The organism is Rhodococcoides kyotonense, from assembly GCF_001645385.1.
GTDB lineage: Bacteria > Actinomycetota > Actinomycetes > Mycobacteriales > Mycobacteriaceae > Rhodococcoides > Rhodococcoides kyotonensis_B.
This window is the reverse complement of sequence record NZ_LVHI01000023.1, coordinates 615,567-635,472: the sequence shown is the minus strand read 5'-3', so window position 1 is coordinate 635,472 and position 19,906 is coordinate 615,567. Positions and strand designations below refer to the sequence as shown.

The window sequence follows — 19,906 nt, the reverse complement described above, 5'->3', positions numbered from 1 at the left end:
GGTCGATGATCGCGGCGTGGTGGGTGTCTTTGTGGGTGTCGACACCGGCGAACACGGTCAGGCTGACATCGGGTGGGTTTTCGGTCATGCTGGACACTGGTTATCCCTTCACGAGGTGACCACGCACCGGCCGGGACGGCGGACAACACAGTGACGGGACTCTTTGGTCAGGCTCCTATCAAGTCACTCCGCCCCACCGGTCGCGTGTGCTTCAGGTGTCCATCGATGCAGCAGCCGACACATCACGGGAAAGACAGCCATCGGCGTCAGCGCGGAAACGAGTCAAACCACTGCATCGACGAACCATTCCAGTATCACTGCGCGGATAGTCGGACTCTGGACCTACTATCCGCGCACGGGTAGCGCAGCTGTATCAGCTACCGCGCTTGATCCACTCCTCGAGGTGCGGCGATTCGTCGCCGATGCTGGTGCCGTCACCGTGGCCCGTGTTGACCGCGGTCTCGGCAGGCAGCGCGAACAACCGGTCTCGGATCGAGCCGATGATCGTCGGGAAGTCCGAATACGACCGGCCCGTCGCACCAGGTCCCCCGGAGAACAACGTGTCCCCGGAGAACAACTGCCCCGCCTCGGGCAGATACAGGCACGTCGACCCGGGCGAGTGACCCGGGGTGTGGAACGCGACGATGTCGGTCCCCGCCACCGAGATGCGCTGCTCGTCCTCGAGCGTCCCGTGACCGACGCCGGGGTGGGTCTGTTCCCACAGCACGTCGTCGGCCGGATTCAGAAGAATCGGCGCGTCGAGCGCGCGGGACAACTCCGGCGCGACGGTGACATGGTCGTTGTGGCCGTGGGTGCAGACGATCGCCTTCACCGTTCGGCCCCCGACGGCGTCGATGATCGGCCGCGCATCGTGCGCGGCGTCGACGATCACGACCTCGTTGTCGTCGCCGATCAACCAGATGTTGTTGTCGACATCCCACTCACCGCCGTCGAGCGCGAACGTCCCGGACGTGACGACCCTGTCGATACGCAGGCTCATAGTTCGACCACCGATCGCAGTACCTCGCCCTTGTGCATCTTCTCGAACGCGGCCTCGATGTCCTCGATCCCGATTCGCTCGGTCACGAACTTCTCGAGCGGCAACCGTCCCTGCTCGTACAGATCGACCAGCAGCGGGAAGTCACGCTCGGGCAGGCAATCTCCGTACCACGACGACTTGAGCGATCCACCGCGAGAGAAGAAGTCGATCAACGGCATCTCGAGCGTCATCTCCGGCGTCGGCACACCCACCAACACCACGGTGCCCGCGAGGTCGCGGCCGTAGAACGCCTGCCGCCACGTCTCGGGACGACCGACCGCGTCGATGACGACGTCGGCACCGAAACCGCCGGTCAACTCCTGTATCGCCTCGACCGCATCGACCGTCGACGCATCGACGGTGTGCGTCGCCCCCAGGTCCTTTGCCCACTCGAGCTTGCCCGGATCCCGGTCGACGGCGATGATCGTCGTCGCACCCGCCAGACGCGCACCCGCGATCGCCGCATCGCCGACGCCACCACACCCGATCACCGCGACCGAGTCACCGCGCGAGATGTCGCCGGTGTTCATCGCCGCACCCAACCCGGCCATCACGCCGCAACCGAGCAACCCGACGACTGCAGGATCGGACTCCGGGTTCACCTTGGTGCACTGGCCCTCGTGGACGAGTGTCTTGTCCGCGAACGCGCCGATACCCAACGCGGGCGAGAGTTCGGTGCCGTCTTCGAGGGTCATCTTCTTCGACGCGTTGTGGGTGTCGAAGCAGTACCAGGGCTTGCCCTTCTTGCAGGCCCGGCACTCACCACACACCGCACGCCAGTTCAGGACGACGAAGTCGCCGACCTCGACATGGGTGACCGCGTCGCCGACGGTTTCGACGATCCCGGCTGCCTCGTGCCCGAGCAGGAACGGGAACTCGTCGTTGATGCCACCCTCGCGGTAATGCAGATCGGTATGACACACCCCGCATGCGGAGATCTTCACGACCACGTCGTTCGGACCCGGATCAGGAATCACGATCGTCTCGAGAGACACCGCCTCACCCTTCGCCTTCGCGACGACGGCACGCACCTGCTGTGGCATTGCAACCTCCACTTTCGACTGGATTTGTCTTGACATCAGCCTTCCACAACCCATGCACGTGTAGCGACATACGCACCTCGTGGGGCCCGAGCTGTTCACGCGTTCGTGATCCGGGTGGCACATGGACTTTGCGTGCGAGGAGTACCTATGAGCCATGTCTGCTGCGATGGAATACGACCTCGTCGTGATCGGATCTGGACCGGGCGGTCAGAAGGCGGCAATTGCGGCCGCCAAGCTGGGCAAACGCGTCGCGATCGTCGAAAAGGGCAAGATGCTCGGCGGAGTGTGCGTGAACACGGGAACCATCCCGTCGAAGACGCTGCGCGAGGCCGTGCTGTACCTGACCGGCATGAATCAGCGAGAGCTGTACGGCGCCAGCTACCGCGTCAAAGCCAACATCACCCCCGCCGACCTGCTCGCGCGGACGACGCACGTCATCGGCAAGGAGATCGAGGTCGTCCGATCGCAACTGTTGCGCAATCGGATCGAACTCATCACCGGGACAGGAGCATTCCTCGACCCGCGCACGGTCGTCGTCGACGATCCTCAGCGCGGAGAGCGCATCACGGTGACGGCCAAGAACGTCGTCATCGCGACGGGCACGTCGCCGGCCCGTCCCGCCGACGTCGAATTCGACGACTATCGGGTTCTCGATTCCGACGGCATCCTGAATCTCGAATTCATCCCTGCATCGATGGTCGTCGTGGGCGCAGGCGTCATCGGCATCGAATACGCGTCGATGTTCGCGGCACTCGGCACGAAGGTGACCGTCGTCGAGAAGCGCGACACGATGCTCGACTTCTGCGACCGCGAGATCGTCGAGTCGCTGCAATTCCATCTGCGCGACCTCGCAGTGACCTTCCGGTTCGGCGAAGCGGTGACCGCCGTCGACGTCGGCCCGGCGGGCACCGTCACGACGCTCGCGAGCGGGAAGCGAATCCCCGCCGAGGCGGTGATGTATTCCGCGGGGCGTCAGGGCATGACCCGATCGCTCGATCTCGAGAAGGCGGGACTGGAAGCGGATGCTCGCGGGCGCATCTTCGTCGACGAGAACTTCCAGACGAAGGTCGACCATATCTACGCCGTCGGCGACGTCATCGGCTTCCCCGCGCTCGCGGCGACGTCCATGGATCAGGGCAGGCTCGCCGCGTACCACGCGTTCGGCGAGTCGAGTCAAGGCTTGATGGATCTGCAACCCATCGGCATCTACTCCATTCCGGAGGTGTCGTACGTGGGCGCGACCGAGGTCGAGCTCACCAGGAACTCGGTCCCGTACGAAGTCGGCGTCTCCCGCTATCGCGAGCTCGCCCGCGGCCAGATCGCAGGCGACTCGTACGGGATGCTGAAGCTTCTGGTCTCCACCGAGGACAGAACTCTGCTCGGCGTTCACATCTTCGGCTCCGGCGCCACGGATCTGATTCACATCGGCCAAGCCGTCATGGGATGCGGCGGCACGGTCGACTATCTCGTCGACGCGGTGTTCAACTACCCCACCCTGTCCGAGGCGTACAAGGTCGCCGCGCTCGACGTCACCAACAAGATTCGGGCTCTGCAGAATTTCGCGGGCCGCGCGTCTCGACAGGAATGACGCGAACGGGAATGAACACGGCGACACCCGCGTTCCTTTCGTACGAATCGAGTCGTGACTACGGGTGCGTTAGGTAGTAGCACTCGTGGGTATTCTGTCGCGAAGTCGGTTTCGCCTTCCGGTGCCGCACCAGCGCCGTCGGCGAGTCTACGAAAGGGGTCCGTGGTGGACGCGAAGTCGAGTATGTACGAACTGGAGTTTCCCGCTCCGCAGACCTCGTCGGGCGACGGCGTCGGCCCCGTTCTCGTTCACGGCCTCGAAGGATTCTCCGACGCGGGCCACGCCGTCCGTCTCGCGACGCAGCACCTGCGCGACACGTTGGAGACGGAGTTGGTGGCGTCGTTCGACGTCGACGAGCTGATCGACTACCGCTCGCGGCGTCCGACGATGACGTTCAAGGCCGACCACTTCTCGGATTACGATGCGCCGGAGCTGAATCTGTACGCCGTCAAGGACAACGCCGGGGTGCCGTTTCTTCTGCTGTCGGGTCTGGAGCCGGACCTGCGCTGGGAGAAGTTCACGACGGCGGTGCGCCTTCTGGCGGAGCAGCTGGGCGTTCGCCGCACGATCGGACTCGGGTCGATTCCCATGGCCATCCCGCACACGCGTCCGCTCGGCGTGACGGCGCACTCGTCGGACAAGTCGATGGTGCCGTCGGATCAGAGTTGGTCGGGTGAACTGCAGGTGCCGGGCAGCGTCTCGTCGTTGCTCGAATTCCGGCTCGCGCAGCACGGACACGACTCGATGGGCTTCTCGGTGCATGTGCCGCACTACCTGGCCCAGACCGACTACCCGGCCGCCGCCGAGACACTGCTCGAGAACGTGAGCGAAGCCGGTGACCTGGATCTGCCGTTGGCGGCACTGGGACAGGCCGCAGCGCGCGTACGCGAGCAGGTCGACGAGCACATCACGGGCAACGAAGAAGTTCAGTCGGTCGTCCACGCGCTGGAACGCCAGTACGACACCTACGTCGCCGCGCAGGAGCAGCAGTCGACACTTCTGGCCGGTGACGAGCCGTTGCCGAGTGGAGACGAGCTCGGAGCGGAGTTCGAACGCTTCCTCGCCGAGCAAAGCGGATTCGACTCGGATACCGACGACACCGATCGTGAGAACTGAACCGACGACCGAACGTGCGTCCGTGTGACTGCTCACACGGACGCACGTATCTTTGTGTGACCGGGAATATGCCGACGACTCGCGAAACATATCTGTAACTACAAATACGCTCTCTTCTCTCGCCGATCGCACGTGCTCGTGCGAGAGTCATAAATGTAATTCGAGTCGGAACCGGCGCGACCCAGCCCGTCACGCACCGCGGTCCGGCGCCGAGATACGTGCAAGGACTACAAGAGGCAGCATGAGCACCCTACGCACGCGGAAGCTTCGGCCGGTTCCCGACGCCGAGCCACGCTTGATGTACCGAACCATCCACGGGTACCGCCGCGCCTTTCGTATGGCCGGAGACGGACCTGTCCTGTTGCTCATCCACGGCATCGGCGACAACTCCGAGACGTGGAACGACATCGTCCCGCATCTCGCCCAGAACTACACCGTGATTGCGCCGGATTTGCTGGGTCACGGCAAGTCCGACAAGCCTCGCGCCGACTACTCCGTCGCGGCGTACGCGAACGGGATGCGTGACCTGCTGTCGGTGCTGGGCATCGATCGGGTCACCGTGGTCGGCCACTCCCTCGGCGGCGGCGTCGCAATGCAGTTCGCCTACCAGTTTCCGCACATGGTCGACAGGCTCGTCCTCGTGTCGGCCGGCGGCGTCACCCGAGACGTACACCCGATTCTGCGTCTGGCGTCCATCCCACTCGCCAGCGACGTCGTCAAGGTTCTTCGCGTTCCCGGGGCCATGACGATGGTGAAGCTGGCGGGCGACCTCGTCGGAAAGCTGAACCGTTCCCCGTTCCGACCGGGCGCGATGCTGCACGACACTCCCGATCTGGTGCGTGTCCTCAGCGGACTCCCCGATCCGACCGCGCACGAGGCGTACCTGCGAACTCTGCGCGCCGTGGTCGATTGGCGGGGCCAGGTCGTCACGATGCTCGACCGCTGTTACCTGACCGAGAACCTCCCCGTACTGCTCGTCTGGGGTGGCAGCGATTCGGTGATTCCGGTAAGCCATGCGCATCTCGCCCATTCTGCGATGCCCGGCTCCGTCCTCGAGATCTTCCGTGGATCGGGCCATTTCCCGTTCCGGGACGATCCCATCCGTTTCCTGCAGGTCCTCGAGACGTTCCTGGCGTCCACTCCCCCCTTGGACTTCGACGAGGCACGGTGGCGCAACCTGTTGCTGAACGGCATCGGTGAGGACACGATCACCGGTAGCGCGAGCACGCGCCTCGCCGTACTCGGCGCGATGGGGTCGGACGAGCGCAGCGCGACGTGACAAGGGGCGATGGCGCCTCCCACGCACTCGACCCATAACCTGTAGACGTGCTTCTCACCGATCTCGTCCCCGATCCCACGACCGACGAAGCACAGGACCCTGACACATTGTTCGACGTCTTCACGTCGTGGACCGTCGACCGCGGCCTGACGCTGTATCCCGCGCAGGAAGAGGCGCTCATCGAGCTGGTGTCGGGCTCGAACGTCATCCTCGCGACGCCGACCGGTTCCGGGAAGTCGATGGTGGCCGTCGGTGCGCATTTCGCGGCGATGGCGTCGGGCATTCGGAGCTTCTACACCGCGCCGATCAAGGCGCTCGTCAGCGAGAAGTTCTTCGCGCTGTGCGAGATCTTCGGCGCCCAGAACGTCGGAATGATGACGGGCGACGCGTCGGTCAATGCGGGAGCGCCCATCATCTGCGCCACCGCGGAGATCGTCGCGAACCTGGCGTTGCGTCAGGGCGCGAACTCGGACATCGGTCAGGTGATCATGGACGAGTTCCACTACTACTCCGAGCCCGATCGCGGCTGGGCGTGGCAGGTGCCACTGATCGAACTCCCGAACGCGCAGTTCCTGCTCATGTCCGCCACGCTCGGTGACGTCTCGTTCTTCCGCGACGACCTGACCAGGCGCACCGGCCGCGCGACGACGGTGGTGTCCGGCTCGGAACGCCCTGTCCCGCTGATGTTCTCGTACGTGACGACGCCGATCGGCGAAACCATCGAAGAACTCGTCGACACTCATCTCGCGCCGGTGTACGTCGTGCACTTCACGCAGGCCGCCGCCCTCGAACGTGCGCAGGCTCTGACGAGCGTCAACGTCGCGTCGAAAGAGGAGAAGCAACAAATCGCCGACGCGATCGGTCAGTTCCGCTTCACGACCGGCTTCGGAAAGACGTTGTCTCGCTTGGTCCGTCACGGCATCGGCGTCCACCACGCGGGCATGCTGCCGAAATATCGACGCCTCGTCGAGAAGCTCGCGCAGGACGGCCTGCTCAAGGTCATCTGCGGCACGGACACTCTCGGCGTGGGAATCAACGTGCCCATCCGAACGGTGCTGTTCACCGGACTGACCAAGTACGACGGCATCCGTACCCGCCAGCTACGTGCGAGGGAATTCCACCAGATCGCAGGCCGGGCCGGACGAGCCGGATACGACACGTTGGGAACCGTCGTCGTCGAGGCGCCCGAGCACGACATCGAGAACGCGCGACTGATCGCCAAGGCCGGTGACGACCCGAAGAAACTCAAGCGCGTCCAACGCAAGAAAGCGCCGGACGGATTCGTCTCGTGGGGCGAACCGACGTTCGACCGGATCGTCGCCGCCAGCCCGGAGCCGCTGCAGTCGCGGTTCGCCGTCAGCAATTCGATGTTGCTCAATGTCATTGCGCGACCCGGTAATTGCTTCGACGCGATGCGCCACCTGCTCGAGGACAATCACGAGAGCCGACCTGCGCAGCGTAAGCACATCCTTCGGGCGATCACGCTGTATCGAGGACTCGTGGCCGCGGGGATCGTGGAGCAACTCGACGAGCCGGACGCCGATGGCAGGCATGCTCGGTTGACGGTCGATCTGCAGCCGGACTTCGCCCTGAACCAGCCACTGTCCCCGTTCGCACTGGCAACCTTCGAACTGCTCGACGCCGAGTCGCCGACGCATGCCCTCGACGTCGTCTCGGTCATCGAAGCGACGCTCGACGATCCCCGCCAGATCCTGATGGCGCAGCAGCACGCGGCCCGAGGTGAAGCCGTCGCACAGATGAAGGCCGACGGTATCGAGTACGACGAGCGCATGGAGTTGCTGGAAGAGGTCACGTGGCCGAAACCCCTTGCCGAGCTTCTCGTTCCGGCGTTCGAGATCTATCGCGGTGGCCACCCGTGGGTGAGCGAGTTCGCGCTGTCGCCGAAGACCGTCGTCCGCGACATGATCGAACGAACGATGACGTTCGCCGAGTTGATCAGCCACTACGGACTGACTCGTTCCGAGGGCCTCGTGCTGCGGTATCTCGCCGACGCGTATCGCGCATTGCGCCAGACGGTACCTCCCGAGGCCAGGACCGATGAAGTGCAGGACATCACCGAATGGCTCGGAGAGCTTGTGCGTCAAGTCGATTCGAGCCTGCTGGACGAGTGGGAGAACCTCACCGATCCGGGTGAGGAGCCGGAAGCGAAACCCGAAGCCTACGGCGGGGATTCGCCGAGGCCGATCTCGGCCAACCCGCGCGCGTTCCGTGTCATGGTCCGCAACGCGATGTTCAAGCGCGTCGAGCTCGCCGCCGCAGGTCGGTGGGCGGCGCTCGACGAGCTCGACGACGGGCCGGACTGGGAGGCCGAGCTCGCGCCGTTCTTCGACGAGTACGGCGAGCTGGGCACCGGTCCGTCGGCGCGCGGCCCCGCTCTGTTCGATCTCACCGTCGGACCGAACCGCACGACGGTTCGGCAGATCCTGGAAGATCCCGAAGGCGATCAGGGCTGGTCGTTGAATGCCGTGGTCGACGTCGACGAATCGAACGCATCAGGCGAGATCGTGTTCGACGAGGTGACGATCACCGCGGGCTGACGTTCAGGCGTGCAGACCGGCGCCGACGGACGAGATCGATGCCGCGATGGCACCGTACTCTTCGGCGCGTGCACTCGAGGCGCGGTAGACGAGCCCCATCGTGCGCCCGGGCTTCGGATCGGCGAACTCGGCGACGCCCAGATTTCCCTTGGCCGTCTCGACCGCGACAGCCGACCGGGGCACGAGCGTCACGCCGAGCCCGCCCGCGACGCACTGCACGACCGTCGCCAGTGACGTCGCGCGTGTGTCGCCGGCCGCGGGAACGGCGTCGACGGAACGACACAGATCGAGCGTCTGGTCGCGCAGGCAATGCCCTTCGTCCAACAGCAGTATCGGCTGATCGACGAGAGCCGACAACGTCAGATCCGTACGACCGTCGAGAGGATGCCCCGAGGGCACGATCAGCACGAAATCCTCGCTGTACAAGGGCAGATCGACGACTCCCGACTCCTCGGTCGGCAAGGCGAGAACGGCGGCCTCTATCGCGCCCGAACGCAACGACGCGAGGAGGCGCTCGGTCCGATCCTCGACGATGAACGGCTCCAGCGCCGGATACTCACGGCGCAGCGCCGGCAGCAGCGCGGGCAGGACGTACGGCGCAACCGTCGGAATGAGACCCAGTCGAAGCGGTCCGGACAGCCCACCGCCCAATCCCGACGCCGCCACCGTGAATCCGTCGGCGGCCTCGAGCGTGGCCCGCGCGCGGTCGAGCAATTGGCTTCCGGCCGTCGTCATGAGGACTTTGCGTGTACTGCGTTCCACGAGTTGCACCCCGAGGCCCTGTTCCAACGACGCGAGCGCCTGCGACAGCGTCGGCTGGCTGACCTTCAGTCGTGCCGCGGCCGTTCCGAAGTGCCGGTGCTCGGCCACGGCGACGAACGCACGCAGTTGCGACAGCGTGGGTTGGAAACTTTGATCAGCCATGCCTATCAGTTTAGCGAGGGCTATCGCCTGCGCCTTTGGTAGATTCCCCGACATGAGTATCGACGTGGCAGTCGTTCGCGTGTTCACCGACGACGCAGGCCGGTACGGCAATCCACTCGGAATCGTCCGCAGCCACGCCGTGCCGCCCGCCGAGCGTCAGTCGCTGGCCACCGAACTCGGCTTCAGCGAGACGATCTTCGTCGACCACGACGGCGGGTCGACGGCATCCGCCGCCATCTTCACTCCCGCCGTCGAACTCCCGTTCGCGGGGCACCCGACCGTCGGCCTGTCGTGGTGGCTCGGCGCGCAGGGGCACCCGATCGACACCCTCGTCGTCCCTGCCGGAGAGCTGCAGGTGACCTACGGTGACGGCACGACGGCGGTGCGGGCACGAGCCGACTGGGCTCCGGAGTTCACGATGCATCCGTTGACGACCGTCGATGAGGTCGAGTCGGTCGACCCGTCGACCTTCACCGAAGGGCACCACTACGTGTGGGCATGGATGGACGCCGAACACGAGGCGATACGTTCGCGAATGTTCGCGCCCGAGATGGGGATTGCCGAGGACGAAGCGACCGGCGCGGCAGCAGTTCGCATCACCGCCTCGCTGGGACTGGGGATCCGCATTCACCAAGGCCGCGGATCGAGGCTGCTGACGACCTGTCTGGACGACGGTTGGATCGAGCTGGGCGGCCGGACCGTCGCGGACTCGTCGATCACCGTGCGGTAGGCGGTTCTTCGTGCGGCACGTCGACAGCGATCTCGGCACCCAGCGTGACGCCGTCGGCCAGCGGTAACCGATCGCCGCTCCAGAATTTGCCCGGGTCGAACCAGTTCGCCTTCTTGTGCCCGGCGAGCAGGCCCATCGACTCGTACGTCGTCGCAACCACTTCCGCGCAGTAGGCCGTCTCGATCGCAGCCGAGGGCTCCTGACGCCGAATCAACGTGGGGACGCGTCCTTTGAACCAGCGCCCCGCCAACTTCGCCGTCGTCGGAAACGCGGTGCCGTCCATGCGAGCGATGGTCCGCATCAACGCATCTTCCTGCTCTCGTGTCACGGCCGTCCCCAATTGCCGCAGCCAGCACCGCTGTTCGTATTTCAGCGTCCACTGGAGCACGGCAGCGCGAAGATCGTGCAGTTGCACACCGCGCTGGAAGTTGCCGGTCCACATGTCCTGCAACGACTTTCCCAGCTCCGCATGCCACATCAGCGGAGGCAGATCGTCCACGACGACGGCCATCCCCACATGGTTGACGGGACTGTTCGTCAGAGTTTGAATCGCCCTGTCGGCCGCCGAACGGCCACGGAAGATCCAGATGTCACCGGTCCTGGTCGCGTCCACCGCTGTATCCAGATCGATTCGCGACGCATTCATACGGTCGAGCTTAACCAGTACGGTGAAGCCATGAAGCTGTGGAAGATCCTGGGCCTCGCGGGCGTCGCGGGCGTCGCCGCCACCGGAGCTCTCGTCGTGCGATCGGAACGTGCGCGGCGCGCCTACGCCCCCGACGAGGTTCGGCAGGAGCTGCACAAGCGGTTCGCGGAGGCATCGGCCGCAACGCCCGACGCCCCCGCTTCCCCGACGGGGTTGCACCGCTTGCGCTCTCGGTTCAGCCGAGCGCGCTGAGAATTCGTCCCGCGAGTTCCTCGACTTCGGCGTCGGTCATCACGAACGACGGCGAGATCTGCATCGCACCCTGGCCTGCGGCGCGCCCGGACACGCCGTGCTCGCGCAGCGTCCCGACGAACGGCAGTGCCTCGGCCGGATCGGCGAGTTGCACCGCGGCGACGGCACCGAGACCACTGCGCACCTCTTGGACGCGCGGATGGTCGGCGAGCGGCGCGAGATGAGTATGCAGCGACGTCTCGAGGCGCGCCGATTCCTGCAGCAGGTTCTCACGTTCCATGATGTCGAGCGTCGCCATCGCGGCCGCCGCAGCGCCCGCATGGCCGCCGTACGTGTAGCCGTGGCGCCACCAGACCCCACCGGAGAAGAACGGTTCGGCGATGTGCGGCGCGACGAACACCGCACCCATCGGCACGTAGCCCGACGTCAGGCCCTTGGCCGTCGTCATCAGGTCCGGCTGCAGATCGAAGCGCGTCGACGCGAACCACGACCCGCCGATGCGACCGAATCCCGTCACCACCTCGTCGGCGACGAACAGAACGTCGTGGTCGCGGCAGATCTGACGCACTTCCTGCAGATATCCCTGCGGGGGCAGATAGACGCCACCCGCGCCGATGATCGGTTCGCAGAAGAACGCGGCGATCTGGTCCGCGCCCACTTCCTCGATCAGCGCGAGCAAGGCCTTCGCATCGTCCCAGGCCACCGTCCGTGCGTCGGGCATCAGTTCGCCGTAGTTCTCACGGTTGACCGGAATGCCCGCCAAGGCGGTGCCGGCGACGTGCATGCCGTGATACGCCTTCTGACGGCCGACGATGAGCTTCTTCCCGGGCTTTCCCGTCTCGTGCCAGTACCTCCGGGCGAGCTTCGCTGCGGTGTCGATCGAATCGGAACCGCCGGAGGTGAAGAACACCTTGCTGCCCGCGACCGGCGCGATCTCGCCGAGGCGTTCCGCCAACGCGAGTGTCGTCTCGGGGACGAAGTCGCCGAAGTTCGAGTAATGCGCCAGCGACCCGAGCTGGGCTGCGACGGCGTCGGCGATCTCCCGACGCCCGTGCCCGACGTTCGTGAACCACAGGCCGGCGGTGGCATCGAGGTACTTGTTGCCCTCACGGTCCCAGATGTAGGCACCCTCGCCGCGCGATACGACGAACGGCCCCTTGGTGGTGACTGCGCCCATGTCGGCGAAGCCGTGCCACAGCGCGGAATGGGTGGATTCGTAGGTCGGCTCGGCCGGAGTAGACATGCCAGAGAGCTTAGTCGGACCCCGTTCGTCGAGTGTGAGCCGTCTCTCCACTCGGCACCGAGTCGTTCCGCGGCGTTCACCACACGAAGGGAAGTCGGTTCGACCGATTATCCTGGAGGCAGCATGTCTACTGAAACCGTCTCGCACCGTCGTCGCACCCTCACCGCTCGTCTCGAGGGTGTCACGCTGCGCGACGAACATCGTCTCCGTCGTCGGCTCGACCGGGCACGCACGGACGACGCACTGAACGCGATCGAGAGCGACGTCGCGCGCGCCGAGCTCGTGGTGGCGAACCGTCGCACGGCCGTTCCCGTCGTCGAATATCCCGAATCTCTTCCGGTCAGCCAACGCAAGGACGACATCGCGGCTGCGATCGAACAGCATCAGGTGGTCGTCGTCGCGGGTGAGACCGGATCGGGCAAGACGACGCAGATTCCGAAGATATGTCTCGAACTCGGCCGGGGCGTCCGAGGGTCCATCGGCCACACCCAACCGAGGCGTCTCGCGGCCCGCACGGTCGCCGAACGCATCGCCGAGGAAGTCGGCCAGGAGATCGGCGAAACCGTCGGCTACAAGGTGCGATTCACCGACCAGTCCTCGGATTCGACGCTCGTCAAACTGATGACCGACGGCATTCTGCTCGCCGAGATCCAGCGCGACCGGCTGCTGCGACAGTACGACACGCTCATCATCGACGAAGCCCACGAACGCAGCCTGAACATCGACTTCATTCTCGGGTACCTCGCTCAGCTCCTCCCCCGCCGCCCTGATCTCAAGGTGATCATCACGTCGGCGACGATCGACCCCGAACGTTTCGCACAGCACTTCGCTCGTGACGGAGTGCCGGCTCCGATCATCGAGGTCTCCGGTCGAACGTTCCCCGTCGAGATGCGTTATCGCCCTTTGTCGGTCGACGTCGGCGACACGACGATCGATCTCGATCCCGTCGACGCGACGTGCGACGCCGTCGACGAGCTGCTCGGCGAGGGCGACGGCGACATCCTGGTGTTCCTGTCCGGCGAACGCGAGATTCGAGACACCGCGGACGCACTGCGGGACCGGAAACTACGCAACACCGAGATCGTTCCGCTGTATGCGCGCCTGTCCGCGGCCGAGCAGCACCGGGTGTTCACGCCGCACACGGGACGGCGAGTGGTGTTGTCCACCAACGTCGCCGAGACGTCACTGACCGTGCCCGGCATTCGCTACGTCGTGGATCCGGGCACCGCGCGCATCTCGAGGTACTCGATACGGACGAAGGTGCAACGCCTTCCGATCGAGAAGATCTCCCAGGCGTCCGCACGGCAGCGCGCAGGCCGTTGCGGTCGCGTGGCGGACGGCATCTGCATTCGGCTGTACTCCGAGGAGGACTTCGAGGCCAGGCCGCACTTCACCGAGCCGGAGATCCTGCGTACCAACCTCGCGTCGGTGATTCTGCAGATGACGTCCCTCGGCCTCGGAAAGATAGACCAGTTCCCGTTCGTCGAGCCGCCGGACCCGCGGAGCATTCGCGACGGCGTCGGACTTCTCGAGGAGCTGGGAGCGCTCTCGGCCGGGAAGAGCGGCGAACCGGAGCTCACCCCGATCGGACGTGAACTCGCGCAACTCCCCGTCGATCCACGAATGGCGCGGATGCTCGTCGAAGCCAATGCCACCGGCGCGCTCGTGGACGCGCTGGTCGTCGTCTCCGCGCTGTCGATCCAGGACGTCCGAGAGCGGCCGGTCGAGCACCAACAGGCTGCAGACGAGAAGCACGCACGGTTCGCGGTCGAGAATTCCGACTTCCTCGCCTACATCGAGTTGTGGAAGTACCTGCGCGAACAACGAAACGAATTGTCGTCGAACCAGTTTCGGCGCATGTGCCGTAACGAGTTCCTGCACTACCTGCGCATTCGGGAATGGCAGGATCTGCACGGTCAGCTACGTCAGATCACGCGCGGACTCGGCTGGACCGTCCCCGAGAACGACAGCACTCCGGTGGCACTGCACCAAGCGTTGCTGTCCGGTCTGCTGTCGCATATCGGACTACGCGAGGGCGAGAAGCGCGAGTTTCTCGGCGCCCGCGGTACCCACTTCGCGATCTTCCCCGGATCGGGGTTGTTCAAGAAACCGCCGCGTTGGGTGATGGCAGCCGAATTGGTCGAGACCGGGCGATTGTGGGGCCGGATGGCCGCCCGCATCGAACCCGAATGGGCCGAACGACTCGCCCCGCATCTGGTGAAGCGGACGTACTCCGAACCGCATTGGTCCATCAAACGACAGACCGCGATGGCCTACGAGCGTGTCACGCTGTACGGCATCCCGCTCGTGACGGGACGTCCGGTGAACTATCACCGCATCGACCCGGAGATCTCGCGCGAACTGTTCATCAGACATGCTCTCGTACAGGGTGAGTGGAAGACACAGCATCCGTTCTTCCACAAGAACCGCACGCTGCTCGAGGACGTCGGAGAACTCGAGAACCGAGCTCGACGGCGTGACATCGTCGTCGACGACGACGCACTGTTCGACTTCTACGACGCCCGAGTCGGAAAAGAGGCTGTGTCGGCACGCCACTTCGACACGTGGTGGAAGAAGGCGCGCAAGGCCGCTCCGGAACTTCTGGACTTCACCGCTGCCACTGTCGTCAACCCCGACGCGGCCTCGGTCCTCGGTGGCGACTACCCGGATGCGTGGCGGCAAGGCGAAATTCAATTCCCACTCACGTATCAGTTCGAACCGGGATCGGCGGCCGACGGCGTCACCGCCCGCATTCCGATCGCGCTCCTCGCGCAGGTGCAGCCCGTGGGCTTCGACTGGCTGGTCCCCGGTATGCGCGCCGAGTTGGTGGCGACACTCATCAAACTTCTTCCGAAAGCTGTGCGTCGAAACGTCGTTCCGGCACCGGATTTCGCTACTGCGGCATTGAGGTCGATGAAGCCCAGGTCGGAGCCCGTCGTCACGGCCCTCGCGAGGGAGCTTTCCCGCCTCGGCGCCTGCCGCATCGACCCGACGGACTTCGACGTGGCGTCGTTGCCGCCGCATCTGCGCATGACCTTCGTCGCGGTCGACGGGAGCGGCACCGTTCTCGGCTCCGACAAGGATCTGGTTCGGTTGCGAAAGACGTTGTCGCCGCGCGTCGATCGCGAGGTCGCCAGCGCCGTCGGACAGGCCGAACGCGCACCGACACTGGCCTGGACGTCGTCCTCGCTCGGCACGTTGGAGGACACCGTCACCCGGTCCGTCGGCGGGCAGACCGTCACGGGCTACCCCGCGCTCGTTCCCGAGAACGGTGGTGTGGCCGTGCGTGTGTTGAGCACACCCGCTCAGCAGCGCGCGTCGATGCGGGACGGAACACGCGCCCTCCTGCTCGAGTCCGCGCCCCGGGGCACCAAAGCGCTGCTCGCGGGCATTCCGACGAAGGAACGTCTCGCGCTCGGACAGAACCCGTACGGCAGCGTCGAGGCACTGCTCGAGGACTGCCGCCGAACCGCCGTCGACGAAGCGATGATGGCGCACGGCGGTCCGGTGCGCAGCCCCGAGAAGTTCGCCGCACTGTCGAAGGCGGTCAACGCAGACACCGCAGCCCGCACGTCCCGGATCGTCGCGCTCGTGCGGCCGATTCTGACTGCCGCGATGGAACTTCGATCGATCCTGGACACGAAGAAGGGCGATGCCGCCGACGACGTCCGTGAGCAACTCGACGGTCTGGTGTTCGACGGCTTCGTCTTCGAGTTCGGGTCCGCTCGACTCGCGGACATTCCCCGCTACCTGCAGGGCGCAACCGCTCGCCTGAAGTCGTTGCCGAGCAGCGCGTCTCGTGACGACGCGGGCATGGACGTGCTGGATCGCGTCTACGAAGCGTACGACCGCCTGTTGAAGTCGCTTCCCGAGGCACGACAGAGAAGTTCGGCTGTCCAGGACGTGTTCTGGTCTATCGAGGAACTTCGCATCGGCCTGTTCGCGCAGGGGATTCGAACTGCCTATCCGGTGTCCGAGAAACGAATCATGAAGGCGATGGACGCAGTCAGTCGCTGACGCCGGCCTCGCGATGCGCGCGCAATTCGAGGATCTCCTTCTCGAAATCCTCGGCCGAGCTGAAGGATCGGTACACGGACGCGAAGCGCAAGTAGGCTACTTCGTCGAGATCGCGGAGTGGGCCGAGAATGGCCAATCCGACCTCGTGGCTGGGGATTTCGGCGGATCCGGACGCACGAACCGCGTCCTCCACCTGCTGAGCCAGGAGGTTCAACGCGTCGTTGTCGACATCCCGGCCCTGGCACGCGCGTCGCACACCTTTGACGACCTTCTCGCGGCTGAACGGCTCGGTGACGCCGCTGCGCTTCACGACCGCGAGGACCGCCGTTTCGACGGTGGTGAACCGACGACCGCATTCCGGGCACGACCGACGCCGACGAATCGCCTGGCCTTCGTCCGCCTCGCGGGAATCCACCACGCGCGAATCAGGGTGCCTGCAGAACGGGCAATGCATGTCGGAGCCTCCGTCGTAGCCGATGCACTCCCCGCCATCACCGGTCGAACGCGTAGGACCCGTGAAACACCTAGGACGCACGGGAGGTGCAGGCTCCGAGAATACTCGGAGCGCTACGTGCTGAACTCGATCACCCGTCTGGGACGGAAAGCCGACCACCGGCGACATGACGAGATCATTCTCCCGTGGCCGACGGTACGACGTGCTCCACCGATTGACTGGGCGGCTGCGACGCCGGTTCGAGCTGCCCCGCGCGAAGGTTGGCGAGCCCGACCAGTGCGAGGATCACCACTGCGGTACCCACGACGCCTGCCACGGTGGCCTGCCACGAGATCGACTGATCGGAACGGCGTTCTTCGACGCACGAGTCCGCGTACGCACCCATCGACGACGGCTGATGTGCCGACGGGGCCGAGTGCACGTAGCGACGTCGCGCAGGCGTTGCGCGTCGACGGGAGGGACGCGCGACCGGGCGGACCACCCGAGGGTCTGAAACCGTGATGCTCATCGAGATCTCCACTGCTGTCGACGATGATCGAACCACTTGCCTTCGTTCCATTCGATCAGGCGTTCGATGAACGCTTGTTCGAAGTTCTATCACGCGGGTCCGACAAAGTCAGTAGAAAATGCGACACGGATCGAACAGATGTTTGATCGAACAGCGTCGACGGGCTAGATTCGTGTCAGAAACCACACGTCACACCGGCACCACTCGAAATGGCGTCACAGAACCACAGGCGACAGCCACACCAGCATCGGCAACGCACGCCGAGACGGCAGGAGGATGCACGTATGAAGGACGAGACCTCGTCAGGGTCTACACCGGCACCGAAGTCCGCCGGATCCAGGTCTGCCGGCAAGAGTTCGGCGGGCAAGCCTGCCGCCGTGCCGACGGCGAAGGCCTTCGAAGGAGAAGGCACCGACATCAACGCGGGGCTCACGGAGCGTCAGCGCAAGGTACTCGAGGTCATTCGCGCATCGGTCACCGAGCGCGGGTACCCGCCGAGCATCCGTGAGATCGGTGACGCGGTCGGTCTGACGTCGACGTCGTCGGTCGCCCATCAGCTGCGGACGCTCGAACGCAAGGGATTCCTGCGCCGTGACGCGAACCGTCCCCGTGCGGTGGATGTTCGCGGACTCGACGAGGTGCAGGCCGATCACGCAGCCGCCGTCGCCGACGGTTCGGCTGCCGCCGAGGATCAGCTGCCGACACCCACGTTCGTGCCCGTCCTCGGACGTATCGCCGCCGGTGGCCCGATTCTCGCCGAGGAAGCCGTCGAGGACGTCTTCCCGCTGCCCCGCGAACTCGTCGGCCAGGGGTCGCTGTTCCTACTCAAGGTCGTCGGCGAGTCGATGATCGACGCCGCGATCTGCGACGGCGACTGGGTGGTCGTACGGCAGCAGAGCGTCGCCGACAACGGTGACATCGTCGCGGCGATGATCGACGGCGAGGCCACCGTGAAGACGTTCAAGCGGTCCAAGGGCGATATCTGGCTCATGCCGCACAACCCTTTGTTCGAACCCATTCCGGGCAACGACGCCGCAATCCTGGGCAAGGTCGTCACCGTGATGCGCAAGCTCTGATTCCACGAACGACGAAGCCCGCGCCCACCGAGGTCGTACTCGGTGAGCGCGGGCTTCGTGCTGTCGTCGGGGCCACACCCCGGCCGGAGCGAATGTGGCCTTCCGGTCACTCGGAGTGACCGAATGTCACCCTCGGTCGGGAAAGCGACAGGAAACGGGAAGGCGGGACTACAGGTCCAGCCCGCGCCCGATGATCTCCTTCATGATCTCGGTGGTGCCGCCGTAGATCGTCTGGACGCGTGAGTCCATGTACGCCTTGGCGATCGGGTATTCCTTCATGTAGCCGTAGCCGCCGTGCAGCTGCAGGCACCGATCGATCAGCTTGACCTGGTTCTCGGTCGTCCACCACTTTGCCATCGCAGCTTCCTGCACCGTCAGCGTTCCGGCGTTGAGCAGTTCGATGAACTTGTCGACCATGATGCGGGTCGCCGTGGTCTCGGTGGCCAGTTCGGCCAGTACGAAGCGGGTGTTCTGGAACTTGCCGATCGACTTGCCGAACGCCTTGCGGTCGCGGCAGTACTGGACCGTCATATCGAGGGCGGCCTCCATGGCGGCGGCAGCGACGACGGCGATGGACAGTCGCTCCTGCGGCAGATTCTGCATGAGGTAGATGAAGCCCATGCCTTCTTCGCCGAGCAGGTTGGCAGCAGGCACTCGAACGTCGGTGAAGCTGAGCTCGGCGGTGTCCTGCGCCTTCATGCCGATCTTGTCGAGATTGCGGCCGCGTTCGAAGCCGGGCATGTCCCGTTCGACGACGAGCAGGCTGAAGCCCTGCGCGCCCTTGTCCGGATCGGTGCACGCGACGACGATGACGATGTCGGCGTTGATCCCGTTGGTGATGAACGTCTTCGAGCCGTTCAGCACCCATTCGTCACCGTCACGAACGGCTTTGGTCTTGATGCCCTGCAGGTCGCTGCCGGTGCCGGGCTCGGTCATCGCGATCGCGGAAATCAGTTCGCCCGAACAGAATCCGGGCAGCCACCGCTTCTTCTGCTCCTCGTTGGTGAGCTTGATCAGGTACGGCGCGACGACGTCGTTGTGCAGTGTGAAGCCGATGCCGCTGTAGCCACCCCTGGTCGTCTCCTCGGTGACGATGGAGTTGTACCGGAAGTCCTCGACTCCCCCGCCGCCGTACTCCTCGGGCACGGCCATACCGAGAAAGCCTTGCTTTCCGGCTTCGACCCACACGTCACGGTCGACGATGTTCTGCTCTTCCCACGTCGCGTGATTCGGAGCGACGTGTTGTTCGAGGAACTTGCGGTACGACTCGCGGAAGAGATCGTGCTCCGAATCGAACAGGGTGCGTTCCACTTCATCACTCCTCATCGGTACTGCCGGACGGCATGGAACCTCGCCGCCGACGGTTGGCGTAGTTCGAACATTACGACCGAACCGAGTTCGCAGTCGATGACCGTTTCGTGCGTCATCGGTGA

The 19,906-nt window shown here is 65.0% G+C and carries 16 protein-coding genes; 8 read left to right on the top strand and 8 right to left on the bottom strand.

Translation table 11 applies throughout. The features are described 5' to 3' along the window. Nucleotides 1-373: 373 nt before the first annotated feature. Together A3K89_RS18870 and A3K89_RS18865 are read right to left on the bottom strand one after the other, a co-directional pair. Nucleotides 374-1,000, bottom strand: coding sequence for an MBL fold metallo-hydrolase (locus A3K89_RS18870; RefSeq protein WP_068428972.1), 627 nt, complete (start codon nucleotides 998-1,000; stop codon nucleotides 374-376). After that, the gene (locus A3K89_RS18865; protein WP_068428970.1) at nucleotides 997-2,082 is read right to left on the bottom strand and encodes an S-(hydroxymethyl)mycothiol dehydrogenase; all 1,086 of its coding nucleotides are present in this window, start codon (nucleotides 2,080-2,082) and stop codon (nucleotides 997-999) included. The genes A3K89_RS18870 and A3K89_RS18865 overlap by 4 nt, the downstream gene beginning before the upstream one ends. Nucleotides 2,083-2,236: 154 nt before the next feature. On the opposite strand from A3K89_RS18865, the gene sthA reads away from it, so the two are divergent. The 4 genes from sthA to A3K89_RS18845 all read left to right on the top strand — a co-directional run bounded on the left by sthA (nucleotide 2,237) and on the right by A3K89_RS18845 (nucleotide 8,623). Further along, nucleotides 2,237-3,670, top strand: coding sequence for a Si-specific NAD(P)(+) transhydrogenase (gene sthA, locus A3K89_RS18860; protein WP_068428967.1), 1,434 nt, complete (start codon nucleotides 2,237-2,239; stop codon nucleotides 3,668-3,670). A 165-nt stretch (nucleotides 3,671-3,835) separates the two neighbouring features. Then, on the top strand, nucleotides 3,836-4,786 hold the full coding sequence (locus tag A3K89_RS18855; RefSeq protein WP_068428965.1) for a proteasome assembly chaperone family protein: 951 nt from the start codon (nucleotides 3,836-3,838) through the stop codon (nucleotides 4,784-4,786). Nucleotides 4,787-5,027: 241 nt separating this feature from the next. Further along, nucleotides 5,028-6,065, top strand: a complete 1,038-nt coding sequence (locus tag A3K89_RS18850; protein WP_068428963.1) for an alpha/beta fold hydrolase — start codon at nucleotides 5,028-5,030, stop codon at nucleotides 6,063-6,065. A gap of 47 nt (nucleotides 6,066-6,112) precedes the next feature. Further along, complete coding sequence (locus tag A3K89_RS18845) at nucleotides 6,113-8,623, top strand: DEAD/DEAH box helicase (protein ID WP_068428962.1); 2,511 nt, start codon at nucleotides 6,113-6,115, stop codon at nucleotides 8,621-8,623. Between the two features lie 3 nt (nucleotides 8,624-8,626). On the opposite strand, the gene A3K89_RS18840 is transcribed toward A3K89_RS18845, so the two are convergent. Beyond that, nucleotides 8,627-9,547 (bottom strand): hydrogen peroxide-inducible genes activator, encoded by a 921-nt coding sequence (locus A3K89_RS18840; protein WP_068428960.1) that lies wholly within the window; start codon nucleotides 9,545-9,547, stop codon nucleotides 8,627-8,629. A 52-nt stretch (nucleotides 9,548-9,599) separates the two neighbouring features. On the opposite strand from A3K89_RS18840, the gene A3K89_RS18835 reads away from it, so the two are divergent. Continuing rightward, a complete protein-coding gene (locus tag A3K89_RS18835) occupies nucleotides 9,600-10,277 on the top strand; it encodes a PhzF family phenazine biosynthesis protein (protein WP_068428957.1) in 678 nt (225 codons plus the stop codon). Here A3K89_RS18835 and A3K89_RS18830 read toward each other — a convergent pair. Next, on the bottom strand, nucleotides 10,264-10,923 hold the full coding sequence (locus A3K89_RS18830; RefSeq protein WP_068428954.1) for a hypothetical protein: 660 nt from the start codon (nucleotides 10,921-10,923) through the stop codon (nucleotides 10,264-10,266). The genes A3K89_RS18835 and A3K89_RS18830 overlap by 14 nt on opposite strands. 30 nt (nucleotides 10,924-10,953) lie before the next feature. On the opposite strand from A3K89_RS18830, the gene A3K89_RS18825 reads away from it, so the two are divergent. Further along, nucleotides 10,954-11,175, top strand: a complete 222-nt coding sequence (locus A3K89_RS18825) for a hypothetical protein (protein ID WP_068428952.1) — start codon at nucleotides 10,954-10,956, stop codon at nucleotides 11,173-11,175. Here A3K89_RS18825 and A3K89_RS18820 read toward each other — a convergent pair. Then, nucleotides 11,159-12,418 (bottom strand): aminotransferase family protein, encoded by a 1,260-nt coding sequence (locus A3K89_RS18820; RefSeq protein ID WP_068428948.1) that lies wholly within the window; start codon nucleotides 12,416-12,418, stop codon nucleotides 11,159-11,161. The genes A3K89_RS18825 and A3K89_RS18820 overlap by 17 nt on opposite strands. Nucleotides 12,419-12,541: 123 nt before the next feature. Here A3K89_RS18820 and hrpA point away from each other — a divergent pair, with 123 nt between their 5' ends. Further along, complete coding sequence (gene hrpA / locus A3K89_RS18815; protein WP_068428943.1) at nucleotides 12,542-16,435, top strand: ATP-dependent RNA helicase HrpA; 3,894 nt, start codon at nucleotides 12,542-12,544, stop codon at nucleotides 16,433-16,435. Here hrpA and nrdR read toward each other — a convergent pair. Beyond that, nucleotides 16,425-16,889: a transcriptional regulator NrdR gene (gene nrdR / locus A3K89_RS18810; protein ID WP_068428940.1), complete on the bottom strand. Its 465-nt coding sequence runs from the start codon at nucleotides 16,887-16,889 to the stop codon at nucleotides 16,425-16,427. The two genes, hrpA and nrdR, sit on opposite strands and share 11 nt — an antisense overlap. Nucleotides 16,890-17,064: 175 nt before the next feature. After that, entirely contained in the window at nucleotides 17,065-17,397 is a 333-nt protein-coding gene (locus A3K89_RS18805) for a hypothetical protein (protein WP_125833460.1), read from the bottom strand. 284 nt (nucleotides 17,398-17,681) lie between these two features. Between A3K89_RS18805 and lexA the strand changes: the two genes are divergently transcribed. Beyond that, nucleotides 17,682-18,473 (top strand): transcriptional repressor LexA, encoded by a 792-nt coding sequence (gene lexA / locus A3K89_RS18800; RefSeq protein WP_206030689.1) that lies wholly within the window; start codon nucleotides 17,682-17,684, stop codon nucleotides 18,471-18,473. Nucleotides 18,474-18,641: 168 nt separating this feature from the next. Here lexA and A3K89_RS18795 read toward each other — a convergent pair whose 3' ends face one another. Continuing rightward, entirely contained in the window at nucleotides 18,642-19,784 is a 1,143-nt protein-coding gene (locus A3K89_RS18795) for an acyl-CoA dehydrogenase family protein (RefSeq protein ID WP_068428935.1), read from the bottom strand. Nucleotides 19,785-19,906: the final 122 nt, after the last annotated feature.

What these genes read in the sequence shown, in the direction of transcription:
- A3K89_RS18870 (WP_068428972.1), bottom strand. Translation starts at nt 1,000, where the DNA reads ATGAGCCTGCGTATCGACAGGGTCGTCACGTCCGGGACGTTCGCGCTC.
- A3K89_RS18865 (WP_068428970.1), bottom strand. Translation starts at nt 2,082, where the DNA reads ATGCCACAGCAGGTGCGTGCCGTCGTCGCGAAGGCGAAGGGTGAGGCG.
- sthA (WP_068428967.1), top strand. Translation starts at nt 2,237, where the DNA reads ATGTCTGCTGCGATGGAATACGACCTCGTCGTGATCGGATCTGGACCG.
- A3K89_RS18850 (WP_068428963.1), top strand. Translation starts at nt 5,028, where the DNA reads ATGAGCACCCTACGCACGCGGAAGCTTCGGCCGGTTCCCGACGCCGAG.
- A3K89_RS18840 (WP_068428960.1), bottom strand. Translation starts at nt 9,547, where the DNA reads ATGGCTGATCAAAGTTTCCAACCCACGCTGTCGCAACTGCGTGCGTTC.
- A3K89_RS18835 (WP_068428957.1), top strand. Translation starts at nt 9,600, where the DNA reads ATGAGTATCGACGTGGCAGTCGTTCGCGTGTTCACCGACGACGCAGGC.
- A3K89_RS18830 (WP_068428954.1), bottom strand. Translation starts at nt 10,923, where the DNA reads ATGAATGCGTCGCGAATCGATCTGGATACAGCGGTGGACGCGACCAGG.
- A3K89_RS18825 (WP_068428952.1), top strand. Translation starts at nt 10,954, where the DNA reads ATGAAGCTGTGGAAGATCCTGGGCCTCGCGGGCGTCGCGGGCGTCGCC.
- A3K89_RS18820 (WP_068428948.1), bottom strand. Translation starts at nt 12,418, where the DNA reads ATGTCTACTCCGGCCGAGCCGACCTACGAATCCACCCATTCCGCGCTG.
- hrpA (WP_068428943.1), top strand. Translation starts at nt 12,542, where the DNA reads ATGTCTACTGAAACCGTCTCGCACCGTCGTCGCACCCTCACCGCTCGT.
- nrdR (WP_068428940.1), bottom strand. Translation starts at nt 16,889, where the DNA reads ATGCATTGCCCGTTCTGCAGGCACCCTGATTCGCGCGTGGTGGATTCC.
- A3K89_RS18805 (WP_125833460.1), bottom strand. Translation starts at nt 17,397, where the DNA reads ATGAGCATCACGGTTTCAGACCCTCGGGTGGTCCGCCCGGTCGCGCGT.
- lexA (WP_206030689.1), top strand. Translation starts at nt 17,682, where the DNA reads ATGAAGGACGAGACCTCGTCAGGGTCTACACCGGCACCGAAGTCCGCC.